The sequence below is a fragment of the Paenibacillus ehimensis NBRC 15659 genome, from assembly GCF_004000785.1.
Classification (GTDB): Bacteria; Bacillota; Bacilli; order Paenibacillales; family NBRC-103111; genus Paenibacillus_G; species Paenibacillus_G ehimensis.
This window is the reverse complement of record NZ_BILX01000114.1, coordinates 1-14,544: the sequence shown is the minus strand read 5'-3', so window position 1 is coordinate 14,544 and position 14,544 is coordinate 1. Positions and strand designations below refer to the sequence as shown.

Genomic DNA, 14,544 nt, shown 5'->3' with positions numbered 1-14,544 from the left:
AAAGCCGGTGCCCGTCCTGATCGAGCTGGACGGCGGACTGCATCGCGGCGGCCGGCAGCCGGGTAAGGACATCGTCGATTTTGCCTTGCGGCTGCGCGAATTGCCGGGCATCGAGATCGAAGGCCTGATGGCTTATTTCGGGCTGATCTACCGGAGCGGGGACCCGGCTGCGGTCGCCGCTGCGGTGCGGAGCGAATCGGAGATGCTTGGCAGGGTCGTTGCGGATCTGCGCCAAGCGGGCTTCGCCGTCAACACGGTCAGCTCAGGCTCCACGCCCACCGCCAAAATGTGCGAGCACGCCGCGGGCGTGACGGAGGTGCGGGCAGGTAACTATATTTTCAACGACGTTTCGGCCGTTCAGATGGGGCTCGCGGAGGAAGCGGATTGCGCGCTGCGGGTCGCGGCTACCGTCGTCAGCCTGCCGCTGCCGGGCATGGCGACGATCGACGCGGGGACCAAGGCGCTGACCAGCGACCGGGCGCATCATGGCGACGGCTTCGGCATCGTCGTCGGGAAGCCGGACGTTGCGATCGCTGCGCTTAACGAAGAGCACGGCATGCTGCGGTTCGATCCGGAGCAGGTGTCTCTGTCGATCGGGGAACGGATTGAAATCATTCCGAACCATTCGTGCGTCATTCCGAATTTGAACGATGCGATTTACGGCGTGCGCAATGGCGTTGTAACGGAGCGCATTAAGGTCGATGCGCGGGGCTGCAATTATTAACGCGAAGGATCGGGGGGAGCCGTGAAATGAAAGTAATGATAGACGAGCAGCGCGTTGCCCGTTTGCTGCAGGATATGGTGCGGATTCCAAGCGTTAACCCGGGCTTCGAAGGCGGCGTGCCGGAGCGGGGGATGGCCGACTATGTCGAAGCTTTCTTCATGCGTCTCGGGCTGAAAGCCGAACGCAGGGAAGTGCGACCGGACCGGCCGAACGTGATTGGCATCCTGCCCGGGGGGATCGGCGATGCGCCCGCTCTGCTGCTGGAGGCCCATATGGATACGGTGCAGACCGCGAACATGACCATCGAGCCGTTCAGCGCGGAAATTCGCGGGGGTAAGCTGTACGGCCGCGGCGCCTGCGACACGAAGGCGTCGCTCGCGGCCATGCTCGCCGCTATCGAGTGGTTCGCCGGGAACGGCGTCAAGCCGCCCGTACCGGTCCATCTGGCGGCGACCGTCGACGAGGAGGTCAACTATCTCGGCGTGCTGGACGTGCTGGAGGCGGGACATGCTTATGCCGCCGCCATTGTCGGGGAACCGACCGGGCTTCAGGCGGTCGTCGCGCATAAAGGCGTCGTCCGCTGCGAAATCGAGACGGTCGGCGTCTCCGCCCATTCCTCGAAGCCCGAGGAAGGCGTCAACGCGATAAACGGCATGATGAAGGTCGTCGCCCATATCGAGGGGGCGATGCAAACCCGGCTGCGTTCTGCCGCGCACCCGCTTGTTGGTCCGCCGACGCTTGCCGTGACGCAAATTCAAGGCGGTGTAGCGCCGAATACGATTCCCGAGCGATGCCGTATCCGCATCGACCGCCGGACGATCCCCGGCGAGGACAGCGAGCAAGTGTGGCGCGATATCCGGGCGGAGATGGCGCAGCTGGCGGCGGAGAACGGCGGGGTGAACGTCATCGTTCATCCTCCCTTTGTGCTGGATTATGCGATGGAGACGAGCCCAGATAGCGAGATTGTGAGGCTTGTGGCTTCGGCCGCTGCGGGGAAAATCGGCGAAGTGCGCCCGCTCGGCGTGCCTTACGGCACGGATGCGAGCAAGCTGGCCCGGGCAGGCATCCCTTCGGTCGTATTCGGACCGGGCTCCATCGAGCAAGCGCATACGAAGGACGAATGGGTGGAGCTGAAGCAGGTCGTGCTGGCCGCGGAAATTATCGCCGGTACGATGCTGGAATTTGGGAAATGAAGCTTGGAAAATAAATTGCCTGAGTCCGGCGTCCGACCGGATTCAGGCTTTTTTTGCTGCATCAATCCGCTGGTAGCGGGCAAAAGAGCATTTATAGGATAAACTTACGATCAGCAGCGAACAAAATGACACCCCGGCGGGCTTCTGGGACCGCCGTGTGGAAAAACGCGCAAACAGACACGAAGCAGCGAACAGAATGCCGTTTTGCGGGAAAGCCATTTTACTTATAATTCATGTAAACGCTCTCTTTCTCTTTTCGTTTGAGAGAGCCGTTATCAACACGACGAGGGGGCTATCGGAATCCGCATGCTGTTCGATCTTCATACCGTGCCGTTCAGCCGTTTCGGTTCGTATTTTGCCTTTTCGATGCTTCCGGAACGTCCCGATAGAGAGGCCGGTCTGTACTTGAGGCTGGTGCGGGGCGGGGATAACGATATCGGAGCCGTGTTCCGAATCGAGCTGCTGGCAGGCGGCCAAGCCGTTCCCTTTGCTTGCTTCGCGTCTCCGACGCTATTGCGGCTTGAAGCGGAAGAAGGGACGGCCGAGTGGTGCATCCCGGAGCCGGATTTCATACGTGTCCGGACGCAGGGTGTCGGCTTGCGGTTAACCTGCGCACCCGGCGCATACGATTATGCGTTTCCGCTTGGGGAGCGGGGCTGGGAGTTCAACAGCTTCGTGCGGGAGCGCAGGTTTCTGCTCTCCCCGGTAGCGGGGGCGATTCGCGAGGATATGCGCTGGGACGGGGTGAAGGCGCAGCGGCTTGCGTTCGACGGCGTACCCGGCGGCGACGGGAAGCTGGAGCTTACGCTGGGGGAATACCGTACCGTTCCACGCCCGCCGCGCCCGGGGTCGTTCGATCAAGGGCTTGCGCAGGTGCGCGGCGAGTACGATGCCTGGCGAAGCCGGATGCCTGCCGTTGCCGCGGTCTGGTCCGAAGCCGAGGAATTGGCCGCTTATATTACTTGGTCCTGCGTCGTGCACGCCGACGGGTATTTGCCCCGGAACGCAATGTATATGTCCAAAAACTGGATGACGAACATTTGGAGCTGGGACCACTGCTTCAATGCGATGGCGCTTGCCGAGGCCGATCCCGATCTGGCTTGGGACCAGTTTGCGATCTTCTTTGACCGGCAGGACGATAGCGGGATGCTGCCGGATTTTATGAACGACAAATATGCGCTGTGGAACTGCTGCAAGCCGCCGATCCACGGCTGGACGCTGCAATGGCTGATGAACCGTTGCGAAGCCGTGACGACGCAGCGGCTTGCGGAAATTTACGGGCCGTTGGCCCGCTGGACGCAGTGGTGGTTCGATTACCGCGACGACGACCGCGACGGCGTGCCGCAGTACAATCACGGAAACGACTCCGGGTGGGACAACAGCACGGTCTTCTTGGCGGCGCTTCCCGTGGAAAGTCCCGATTTGTGCGCCTTTCTTATTTTGCAAATGGAAACGCTTGCCACAGTGGCGGCCAGGCTGGGACGCACCGGGGAAGCGGAGCAGTGGGAGCGCCGGTCGAAGGAGCTGTTGGCGCGGATGATCGAGCATTTTTGGCGCGGCGACCGCTTCCTAGCGGTACAGTCCGGCACGCATGCCGGAGCCGACGAGGGCGACAGCCTGATGGCGTATTTGCCCGTTATTTTGGGCAAGCGTCTGCCGGAGCCGATTCTGCGCAAGCTGATCGAAGGGCTGCGCGAGGAAGGGCGCTTTCTGACGGCCCACGGCTTTGCCACCGAAAGCGTCAGAAGCCCGTTGTACACGCCGGACGGCTACTGGCGGGGGCCGATCTGGGCCCCGGTCATGCTGCTGCTCGTGGAAGGGCTGAAGGAGGCGGGCGAGGAGCGGTTCGCGGCCGACGTCGCGAAGCGTTTTTGCCGGATGGCGGCTTCCGCAGGCATGGCCGAAAACTTCGACGCGCTTGAAGGGCGCGGGCTGCGGGACCGGGCGTTCACGTGGACGTCCAGCGTGTTTCTGCTGCTGGCGCGGGAGTATGGGGCGTAAGCCATTTAAATTAAGCTTGTCCGAGGATAAGGGGGAACAAGGGAGATGCCAACGACAGAACAATTGCTTGCATTGGATGGAAAAGTCGCCGCGGTCACCGGAGGCGCTTCCGGGATCGGGCTTGCCACGGTGCGAAAGCTGGCACGGCACGGAGCGTCCGTCGTTATCCTCGACGTGAACGAGCAGGCCGGCAGCCAAGCCGCAGACGAGCTTCGGCGCGAAGGGCTCGCAGCCCGGTTTATCGGCTGCAACGTGACCTCGGCGGCCGATTGCGAAGCGGCGGTGGAAGCGATACGCCGGGAGTACGGCCGATTGGATATTTTGTTCAATAACGCAGGTGTGATCCGGCGGCGTACGGTCGTTGAAATGACGGAGGAAGAGTGGGACGCGGTGGTGGATATTTCGCTCAAGGGCGCCTTCCTGCTCTCGAAATACGCGGTTCCGCTTATGGCCGAAGGCGGAGGAGGCAGCATTATCAACACCGGGTCCGGCTGGGGACTGAAGGGCGGTGATCGGGCCGCTGCATACTGCGCCGCGAAGGCGGGGATTGTCAATCTGACGAAGGCGATGGCGATCGACCACGGCGGCCAGCAGATCCGGGTCAACTGCGTCTGTCCCGGAGATACGGATACGCCGCTGCTGCGGAACGAAGCGAAGCAGCTGCAGCGGGAAGAGCAGTCGTTCGTGCAGGCATCGGCGCTCGAACGGCCGCTGAAGCGCATCGGCACGCCGGACGACATTGCCAACGCGGTGCTGTTTCTCGCAAGCGGCATGTCCTCGTGGGTGACCGGTTCGGTGCTTGTCGTCGACGGCGGAGGACTGGCATAACGAAAAAGGAGGAATTGCGCGTATGGCCACGCGAAAAAAATCAACGTCTCATCCGTATATCCCCAACACGGTGCCCGAGGTTCAGCGGGCGATGCTTGACGAGATCGGCGTCTCCGACATCGATGAGCTGTACCGCATGGTGCCGAAGGAGCTTCGTCTGGCGGGCCCGCTGAAGGTGGAGCCGGCGCTGTCCGAGAACGAGCTGCAGCGCCACGTCGAACGGCTGCTGGAGCGCAACACGAGCGCGAAGGAAACGATCAGCTTCCTCGGAGCGGGCTGCTGGCAGCACTTCGTGCCGGCCGTTTGCGACGAAATCAACCAGCGCTCGGAGTTCGTCACCGCGTATGCGGGCGAGCCTTACGAGGATCATGGCCGCTTCCAGGCGCTGTTCGAATACCAGAGCCTGCTGGCGGAGCTCGTCGACATGGACGTCGTGAACGTGCCGACGTTCGACTGGGCGCAGGCCGCCTCCACCGCGCTGCGGATGGCCGGCCGGATCACCGGCCGCCGCACGGCGCTGCTTCCGGCGACGATGCATCCCGAGCGGCTGCTGGTCATCCGCAACTATTTGTCGCCGCAGATGGACTGCGTGCTCGTCGATTACGAGCCCGGCACCGGACTCCTCGACATGGCCGACCTGAAGGCTAGGCTGTCGGCTGACACGGCCGCCGTATATATCGAGAATCCGTCCTACATCGGACAGATCGAGACGCAGGGCCGCGAAATCGGCGAGCTCGCGCATGCGGCGGGCGCGCTGTTCGTCGTCGGCGTCGATCCGATCTCGCTCGGCCTGCTTGAGCCGCCGTCCCGGTACGGCGCGGACATCGTCTGCGGCGACCTGCAGCCGCTCGGCATCCGCATGCAGTACGGCGGCGGTCAAGCGGGCTTTATCGCCACCCGCGACGAGGAGCAATTCGTCATGGAATATCCGTCCCGCCTGTTCGGCCTTGCTCCGACCTCCGTTGAAGGCGAATACGGCTTCGGGGACGTCGCTTATGAGCGGACTTCCTTTGCCAAGCGCGAGAAGGGCAAGGAATCGGTCGGGACCCAGACCGCGCTTTGGGGGATTACGGCAGGGGTCTACCTCGCCTTAATGGGACCCCATGGCATGCGCGAGGTAGGCGAAACGATCATACGGCAGGCCCGCTATGCGGCGAGCAGGCTGGCGGAGCTGGAAGGGGTGCAGATCCGGTTTCAGGCGCCGTCGTTCAAAGAGTTCGTGGTTGATTTCAACGGGACGGGGCGGACGGTGAGCGACATCAACAAGCGGCTGCTGGAGCGCGGCATCTTCGGAGGCAAGGATTTGTCCGGGGAATTTCCGGCCTGGGGCCAATGCGCGCTCTACTGCGTGACCGAAATTCATACGAAAGAAGATATCGACGCGCTTGCGGCCGCTTTGAAGGCGGTTCTGTAAGCCCGAGGGCAAGAAGGGAGCCAGGCGAATATCTATGAAACGGATACCTAGAAACCGGAACGTGCGTCAATTTCATCAGGCCAAATGGGACGAACCCGTCATTTTTGAGCTGCATCAGCCGGGCGAGCGTGGAGTCATCCCGCCGTCCGTCAGCGAGGAAGTGGCAGCTGCCGTAGGGGACGCCGAAGCTTGTGTGCCGCAAGGCATGCTGCGCAGCCAACCGCCAGCGCTGCCGGAGATCGGGCAGGCCCGGGTGCTGCGCCATTATTTGCGCCTCTCGCAGGAGACGCTGGGCTCGGACTTCAACGTCGAGATCGGGCAGGGCACCTGCACGATGAAATACATTCCGCGGGTCAATGAAATGCTGATCCGCAATCCGAAAATAACCGAGCTGCACCCGCTGCAGGATGAGTCGACCGTGCAGGGGATGCTGGAGGTATATCACCGCCTGGACCTCGCGATGCGCGAAATTTCGGGCATGGACCGGTTTACGTTCCAGCCGGGGAGCGGGACGCAGGCGCTGTTCGCGATGGCGTCCATCGTGCGGGCCTACCACGAAGCGAATGGCGAGGGCGACAAGCGGGACGAAATCATAACGACCATATTTTCCCATCCTTCGCAGGCAGCAACGGCCGCCGTCAAAGGCTACAAAATCATTACGCTGTATCCTGACAAGGACGGATTCCCGGATTTGGAAGCGCTTCGGGGGGCAATTTCCGAGCGGACGGCAGGCTTTGTTGTTGCCAACCCGGAGGATACAGGCATTTTCAACCCGCGGATTCGCGAGTTTACCGACCTCGTGCACGCCGCAGGCGGGATTTGCTATTACGACCAGGCGAATGCGAACGGACTGCTCGGCATTACCCGGGCGAAGGAAGCGGGCTTCGACATGTGCTTTTTCAACCTGCACAAAACGTTCGCCGCGCCCCATATGTGCGGCGGCCCGGCGACGGGAGCGCTCGGGGTGACAGAGCGGCTGGCGCCGTTCCTGCCCGGCCCGCTCGTCGAAACGGACGGCACCCGCTACACGCTGAACTGTTCGCCCGCGCAGAGCATAGGCAAAGTCCGCATGTTCCAAGGCGTAGCTCAGACGGTGCTCCGCGCGTACGCATGGATTCGCGCGCTGGGACCGGAAGGGCTGCTGGACGCGGCGAAGGTGGCGGTCTTGAACAACAATTATTTGTACAGCCGCATCGTGAAAATCCCGGGCGCCAGCGCTCCATACGTAAAGGGCGGACGGCTGGAGCAGGTGCGCTACAGCTGGGAGCGGCTGACTAAGGAAACCGGCATTACGACGGAGGACGTGCAGCGCCGCATGTGCGACTTCGGTCTCCATTACTGGACCAGCCATCATCCGTACATCGTGCCGCAGCCGTTCACGCTGGAGCCGACCGAGTCGTATTCCAAGGAAGACCTGGACGAATACGTGAGCGCCTTGGAGCAGATCGCCAAGGAAGCCTACGAGCAGCCGGACATCGTTCGCAGCGCCCCGCACAACAGCACCGTGCACCGGATCGACGAATCGAGCTTCGACGACCCGGCGAAGTGGTGCATCACCTGGCGGGCTTATCTCAAAAAGACCGCCCCGCTTGAGGCCGGTATCGAGTCCTAAGCCCAAAAATAAAGCCGGGGTGATCCCGACAATGTGAGCAGCAGCCGGAATCCGCCTTGGAGTCCGACTTTTTGCATCATGAAACGCGACCGCAAAGGGTAAAGTTTCCGGAGGGTGCAGGGCCTGGGCTTGATGCCGGCGGTCTGCGGGGCGTGGTATAATAATCCTGGAAAGCGCTTACGAAATTGCAATAACAACTGCTTGCGGGGGATGTCCATGCTGCTTAGAAACGGATTCAAGCTGCCGCGGGGGTTCCGAAGCGCCCTGCAGACCAAGCTGATGCTGCTCATTGCGCTTGCCGCGGCGATTCCGCTGCTGACGCTCGGGTACGTGCTGTATCACAAATCGTCAGGGACGGTCAATGAGCAATTCGGCCGCTACGGGGAAAACTCTGCCTCGCAGCTGCAATTTCAGATCGATTCGACCCTGGGGCAAATGAAGTATACGGTCAGCGATATTTTGTCGTACTTGCTCGATCCGAAGTTTACGGTGCTGCACGAAGAGGTGCCGACGACGTACAAGGGCTTTCAGGAGGAGCAGCAGCTGGAGCAGTATCTGAAAGCCCATAAGACGTTGGATATGAAAGGAATTTTTCTAATTACAAAATCGGGCTATTATTACGGCGAACGGGTCATCCGTTTCGACCTGCTCCAGGCGGAGCCTTGGTACCGGAACGATGCCGACGGCTACCGCTTCGACCTGTACGAGCCGAACCATTACACGGACACGGCCCGCATTCCCGGGGAAAAAGTCATCGGCCTGCTGTTCCGCATCCGCAATCAGGTGGGGGTGCTGGAGAACAGCAGCATTTTGATCGAGACGAACGCCGACAAGCTGCTTCGGCTGTTTCGCGAATTCGAGCAGGACACCGGCTCGCAGCTGACGATCACGGGGGGCGGCAAAACCGTCTATCAAACGCAGGGTTCGTTTGCGAAACGGGACGACGATGTCGTTTGGACGAAGCATTCGGACGAGACGGATTGGACGATCGAGGTGCGGACGCCGTACGAGCAATTTTATAAGCCGTCGCTGCTGATCCGCACCTTTACGTTCTCTGCGGTCAGCCTGTCGATTGTGCTGGCGTTCGTGCTGGCCTATATGTGCTCGGCCCCGCTGCTCAAGCGGGTCAAGAAAATGAAAGAATCGATCCGGCGCGTCAGCCTCGGAAATTTCGATACGCAGATCGACGTGGAGTCCGAAGACGAGCTGGGCCTGCTTGGCCACAGCTTCAATCGGATGGTCGGGCAGCTTCAAACGTTGTTTCACGAGATGAAACAGGTCGAGCGCCAGAAAAAAGAAGCCGAGCTCCGCGCGCTGCACCATCAGATCAACCCGCATCTGCTCATCAACACGCTCGCTTCCATCCAATGGAAGGCCAGATTGGCAGGGGCCGCCGACGTGAACAAAATGATTTATCATTTAACCAACGTGCTGGACGGCAACCTGAATGTGGACCGTGAGGTCGTCACGCTGGAGCGGGAGCTTGAGGTGATCGATCATTATTTAAATCTGCAGGAGCTGCGGTACGGCAGCGTGTTCGCCTACCGGATCGAAACCGCCGGAGTCGATCTGTCCGCCGTGGACATTCCGCGGATGACGCTGCAGCCGCTGGTGGAGAACGTGTTTTTTCACGCGTTTGAGGACGGGGAGGGGACGATCGTGCTGCGCATCGAAGCCGACGGCACGGACGTGCTCGTCGCCGTGATCGACGACGGAAAAGGGATGAGCGAGCGCACGCGTCAGCAGCTGCTTCAGCCGCACCCGGGCGGCGTCCGAAAACGCCGGAGCATCGGCCTGCGCAACGTGGAGGAGCGCATCAAGCTGCATTTTGGCGAAGCTTACGGGCTGTCCGTTCAGTCCGCGCTGGGAGCGGGGACCCGCATCGTTATCCGATTGCCAATTAAAGCTAAGGAGGGAATCGCATGAACGCTAAACCGCTGAAAGTGTTGATTGCCGACGACGAGGTGATTATCCGCCGTGGATTGATTTCGACGGTACCGTGGGACAAGTACGGGATGACCGTCGTAGCGGACGTGCCCAACGGCAGACGGGGTTGGGAAGCGTTTCTGGAGCACCGGCCGGATGTGGTCATCACCGACATCGTGATGCCCGAGATGGACGGCATCGAGCTCGCCCGCAAGGTGAAGGCATGCGAGCCCCGGACCAAAATATTGCTGCTCAGCTGCCACCGCGACTTCGAGTATGCGCAGCAGGGGATCAAGCTGGGCGCTTCCGGCTATTTGCTGAAGACGTCGTTCAACGACGAGGAGCTGGAGGAATTTCTGGCCGCCTTCCGTCAGGAGCTTGGCAAGGACGGCGCCGAGGCTCCGCAGCACATCGCCGATCACGCCGCCCCCGCGATCTCCGGGCTGCTGCTCGAATGGCTGTACGGCGTCGGCGACCAGTTTCCGGCCGAGCTGGACCGGCTGCTTCAGGGGGCGTGGAGCTGGATGAATGCGCCGACCGCGCTGTATCTCATCTCAGCGCCCGGGAAATGCGGCGGGATGCTGGTGCAGGAGCTGCGCGGCGATGCGGCGGGCGAGCCTTGCGAGGTGCTGCCTTTCGGGGACGGGCACCTGCTGCTGTTTGTGCCCGAAGGCCGGCAGCGCGAATGGGACGGCCGGCTGAGCGAGCACAAGGCCGGGCGGCCGGAGCTGCATTGGTCCCGGCTCGCGCCGTTGGCCGGACGCGAGGCGTGGATCGAGGCCGTACGCAAAGCCCGCGGGCAGATGGAGCTGGAGAAGCGGTACCGCATCAGCGTCGGGCAGTGGCCCGCTCCGATTGCCGAGGCGGTGCAGCTCATCGTCCGGCATACGGATACCCAGCTGTCCGTCTCCGAGGTGGCGCAAGAGGTGGGGCTGAGCCGCAGCCATTTCAGCACGCTGTTCAAGAAGACGGTCGGCGAAAGCTTCGTCTCGTTCACGTACCGGACGAAGCTGAAAATCGCCTGCGAGCTGCTTGGCGCCCAAGGGATCACCGTTCAGGGAATCGCGGACAAGATCGGCATGCCCGACGCCAAATATTTCAGCAAATGGTTCAAGCGATGCACCGGCAAAACGCCGAGCCAATACCGGAACGAGCGGCGCGAAGAACGAAGCGTCGTCTAAAAACACGGCCGCCATCGAACGAAAAGACACCTTTGCTTGGCAGAGGCCGTTCGTGAAGCCGATGATGCACGCTTTTCCGAACATCCCTCCGTTTTGTATGCGTTTTACTCCCGTTACAATAAAAATGTAAGCGGTTAACTAACAGACGTTCAGGGGGAATTCGAAATGAAACGAAGGATGCTTCTTGTTACGACAGCGATATTGTCCGCTTCTTTCCTGGCCGCCGGGTGCGGCAAGCCGGCAAGCGAGCCGCAGAACGGCGCAACGGGGGCGCAGACGCCCGCACCGGGCAAGCAGGTGAACTTGCGTTTTGCCACGTGGGATACGGGCGATCTGCTCAAAATCCAGGAGACGATCGCGCGCCAATTCGAAGCGAAGCACCCCGGCGTCAAGGTGCAGGTAGAGGCGTACGGGGACGGCTTCGACCAGAAGCTGGCCGCTTCGATCGGAGCGAACAATGCGCCTGATGTGATGTACATGTGGGATTTCCCCACTTATTCCCAGAATCTTGAACCGCTGGATGCGATGATGGCCGCCGATGCCGGCTTGAAGCCGGACGACTTTTATCCCGGGCTGTTCAACTACGTGAAGATCGACGGCAAAACGTACGGCATGCCGGCCGGGTTTACGACCCGCGTCATGTACTATAACAAGAAGCTGTTCGACGAAGCGAACGTGCCGTATCCGAAAGCGGGCTGGACGTGGGACGATTTCAAGGAAACGGCGAAGAAGCTCACGAACCCCGCCAAAAAGCAGTACGGCTTCGGCGTCCGGGCGGAGAACGATCCGTACGACCTGCAGGGGGTTATCTGGAGCAATGGCGGCAGCTTCATCAGCCCGGACGGCAAGTCGATCGAAGGGTTCATGAACGGCAAAGAAACGGCCGAGGTGCTGCAAATGTTCGGCAGCCTGATCAAGGAGAAAACGGCCGTCATTGTCGGCGGCAAAAACCAGCAATCCGGAGATGACATTTTCAAAGCGGGCAAGATCGCCATGTGGGAAAGCGGCGTGTGGCCGCTGGACGGCTTCAAAGAAGCCAAAATCGACGTTGGCACGGTCATCATGCCGGCCTTCCCGGGCAAAAAGCTCAAAGGCGTTATCGCCGAATCCGCGGTTTCGATCTCCAAATCGTCCAAGAATAAGGAAATGGCTTGGGAATTCGTCAAATATTACGCATCCGATGAGGCAATCAAGCTGCGGACCTCCGACCTGCCGGTGCGCAAAAGCGTCGTAGCCGAGAAAAAGCTCGACCAAGACCCGCTTTACCAATCGTTCTACAAAATGCTGGAGGCTTGCGACGACACGCCGGCGTTCCTGCTGAATCCGAAATGGAACGAAGTGAACCGCAACCTTACGTCGGCGATCAATACGATTATGCTCGGCCAGAATGCGAAGGATTCGCTTGACAAGGCCGTCAAAGACTCGGAGAAGTTTTTCAAATAAAGCCGGCAGGCGAAAAACGGAAGAAGGATGGACCTATGGATACGACAGCCGTTCGACAGGCAGCCAAGCCGGGCATCCGACTGAAACGAAGAGGCTGGCTTACGCCTTACCTCTTCGTCCTTCCTTGGATGATCGGTTTCGTTTCCTTCACGCTGGGGCCGCTGCTGTTCTCGCTGGTGATCAGCTTGTACGACTGGCCGATTGCCGGAGAGCGTACGTTTGTCGGGTTGCAAAACTATACCCGAATGTTCACGGACGACCCGCTTTTCCGGGAGTCGCTCGGCGTCACGCTCAAATTCGCCGCGATTTTTGTGCCGCTTAATTTATCGGTAGCGCTGCTGCTCGCCGTGCTGCTGAATCAAAAGGTACGGGGAAGCGGAATATTCCGCACGATCTTTTATCTGCCCTCCGTTATTTCCGGGGTTGCGCTTGCGATGATCTGGGCTTGGGTATACAGCGGAGAGTACGGCATCCTGAATTACTTTTTGTCGCTCGTCGGCATTGCCGGACCGGATTGGCTGCGGGAGCCGGGCTGGGCGCTGGCGGCTATGGTAGGGGCGAGCTTGTGGGCGCAGGGCTCGATGATGCTGATCTTTTTGGCGGGGCTGAAGAACATCCCGGGCGATCTGTATGAAGCGGCATCCATCGACGGGGCCGGCGTGTTCACCCGTTTTTTCCGGATCACGCTGCCCATGCTCAGCCCGACGCTCCTGTTCAACCTCGTCACCTCGATCATCGGCGCGTTCCAGCAGCTGACGCTGGCGTTGACGCTGACCGGCGGGGGGCCGTCGAACTCGACGTATTTTTACGCCATGTACGTTTATGAAAATGCCTTTAAATATTTTCATATGGGCTACGCCGCAGCGAATGCGTGGATCATGTTTCTGCTCATCTTGACGCTGACGATGCTTGTTTTCCGCTCAACCGGCATGTGGGTGTACTACGAGGGCGAAGTGAAAACGAAGCGGGCGGGCAAGCGGCGGAAAGCCGCTTAGCTAAAGACGTTGGGGAAAGGAGGGACCGGAGATGAAAAAAACGCTCACGTACGGGCTGCTCGTCTTTTTTTCGCTGCTGTTTCTGATGCCGTTCTTCTGGCTCGTGACGACGGCCGTGAAAGCGCCGGACGAAATCTACATGTATCCGCCCAAATGGATTCCATCGGAGATTCGGTGGGGCAACTTCGTCAAGGCGTGGACGATTCAGCCGTTCAATACGTTTTTGCAAAATTCCTTGACCGTGACGATCCTGTGCAATATCGGGCAGCTGATCTCTTCCTCGCTGGTGGCATACGGCTTTGCGCGCTACCGGTTTCCGGGGCGCGATGCGCTGTTTCTGATCGTGCTGGCGACGATGATGATTCCGTGGGACGTGACGATGATTCCGCTGTATATGGAATTCAACTTTCTCGGCTGGATCAATACGCTCAAGCCTTTGATCGTCCCGGCCTGGTTCGGTTCGGCGTTCTATATTTTTCTGCTGCGGCAGTTTATTATGACGATTCCGACGGAGCTGGAGGAGGCGGCGAAGATCGACGGGGCCAGCGATTTCGGGATTTTTATCCGGGTGATGGTCCCGCTGATGCTGCCCGCCTTGATATTGGTGAGCGTGTTCAACATGCTCGATACGTGGAACGACTACCTCGGGCCGCTGATTTTCCTGAACGACTCCAGCAAATATACGCTGACGCTCGGGCTCGCCCAGTTCAAAGGGGTCCACGGCGTCGATATGACGTCCGTGATGGCGGTGACGTCGATCATCTGCCTGCCCCCGCTGCTCGTATTTTTCGGCGCGCAGCGGTACATCGTGGAAGGCATCGCGCAGACGGGGATTAAATAGCGGCTCGGCGGCTGGGAATGCGGCAGGGAAGGGAACAACCCCGTTTTATGCAGCACAACATCTATAAAGTTGAGTAATAAGATGAAAATACTTGGAGGTTTATCATGAGCGACCATCTGGCAAGACGGGATTGGCAAAATTTGAACGTACTGGAGCGGAACCGGCTGCCCGCCCGCGCCTCGTTCATTCCGTACGGTGCTGCGGACGCGGCGCTCACGTACGACCGGGGCAGCTCGGACCGGTTCATGCTGCTGAACGGCGAGTGGGCGTTTCATTACGCCGCACGTCCCGAGGAGGCTCCGGCCTCGTTCTATATGCCGGAATTCGACGACAGCGGCTGGGATCGGCTCGCCGTGCCGAGCCATTGGCAGCTTCACGGGTACGGC

Annotated in this window: 12 protein-coding genes; all 12 read left to right on the top strand. The window is 60.3% G+C overall.

Translation table 11 applies throughout. The annotated features are described in order from the left end of the window. A partial coding sequence (locus PEH01S_RS32385) for an alanine racemase (protein WP_127490252.1) occupies positions 1 to 724 on the top strand: 724 nt, incomplete at its 5' end. 26 nt (positions 725 to 750) lie between these two features. Continuing rightward, complete coding sequence (locus tag PEH01S_RS32380; protein ID WP_127490251.1) at positions 751 to 1,917, top strand: M20 family metallopeptidase; 1,167 nt, start codon at positions 751 to 753, stop codon at positions 1,915 to 1,917. A 306-nt stretch (positions 1,918 to 2,223) separates the two neighbouring features. Further along, complete coding sequence (locus PEH01S_RS32375; protein WP_127490250.1) at positions 2,224 to 3,918, top strand: amylo-alpha-1,6-glucosidase; 1,695 nt, start codon at positions 2,224 to 2,226, stop codon at positions 3,916 to 3,918. Between the two features lie 45 nt (positions 3,919 to 3,963). Next, a complete protein-coding gene (locus tag PEH01S_RS32370; protein ID WP_025846993.1) occupies positions 3,964 to 4,746 on the top strand; it encodes an SDR family NAD(P)-dependent oxidoreductase in 783 nt (260 codons plus the stop codon). 22 nt (positions 4,747 to 4,768) lie between these two features. Beyond that, positions 4,769 to 6,160, top strand: coding sequence for an aminomethyl-transferring glycine dehydrogenase subunit GcvPA (gcvPA, locus tag PEH01S_RS32365; RefSeq protein ID WP_025846992.1), 1,392 nt, complete (start codon positions 4,769 to 4,771; stop codon positions 6,158 to 6,160). A gap of 34 nt (positions 6,161 to 6,194) precedes the next feature. Further along, a complete protein-coding gene (gene gcvPB / locus PEH01S_RS32360; protein ID WP_127490249.1) occupies positions 6,195 to 7,772 on the top strand; it encodes an aminomethyl-transferring glycine dehydrogenase subunit GcvPB in 1,578 nt (525 codons plus the stop codon). Positions 7,773 to 7,988: 216 nt separating this feature from the next. Continuing rightward, entirely contained in the window at positions 7,989 to 9,698 is a 1,710-nt protein-coding gene (locus tag PEH01S_RS32355) for a sensor histidine kinase (protein WP_246063131.1), read from the top strand. Further along, positions 9,695 to 10,879 carry a response regulator transcription factor gene (locus tag PEH01S_RS32350; protein WP_127490247.1) on the top strand — a complete coding sequence of 395 codons (1,185 nt, stop codon included), beginning with the start codon at positions 9,695 to 9,697 and terminating at the stop codon, positions 10,877 to 10,879. The genes PEH01S_RS32355 and PEH01S_RS32350 overlap by 4 nt, the downstream gene beginning before the upstream one ends. Before the next feature lie 165 nt (positions 10,880 to 11,044). Further along, positions 11,045 to 12,322 carry an ABC transporter substrate-binding protein gene (locus PEH01S_RS32345; protein WP_127490246.1) on the top strand — a complete coding sequence of 426 codons (1,278 nt, stop codon included), beginning with the start codon at positions 11,045 to 11,047 and terminating at the stop codon, positions 12,320 to 12,322. A gap of 35 nt (positions 12,323 to 12,357) precedes the next feature. Then, positions 12,358 to 13,317: a carbohydrate ABC transporter permease gene (locus tag PEH01S_RS32340; protein WP_127490245.1), complete on the top strand. Its 960-nt coding sequence runs from the start codon at positions 12,358 to 12,360 to the stop codon at positions 13,315 to 13,317. Between the two features lie 31 nt (positions 13,318 to 13,348). Further along, positions 13,349 to 14,158: a carbohydrate ABC transporter permease gene (locus tag PEH01S_RS32335; protein WP_025846981.1), complete on the top strand. Its 810-nt coding sequence runs from the start codon at positions 13,349 to 13,351 to the stop codon at positions 14,156 to 14,158. A gap of 104 nt (positions 14,159 to 14,262) precedes the next feature. After that, positions 14,263 to 14,544: hypothetical protein (locus PEH01S_RS32330; protein WP_164828119.1), on the top strand; the 282-nt coding region annotated here is incomplete at its 3' end.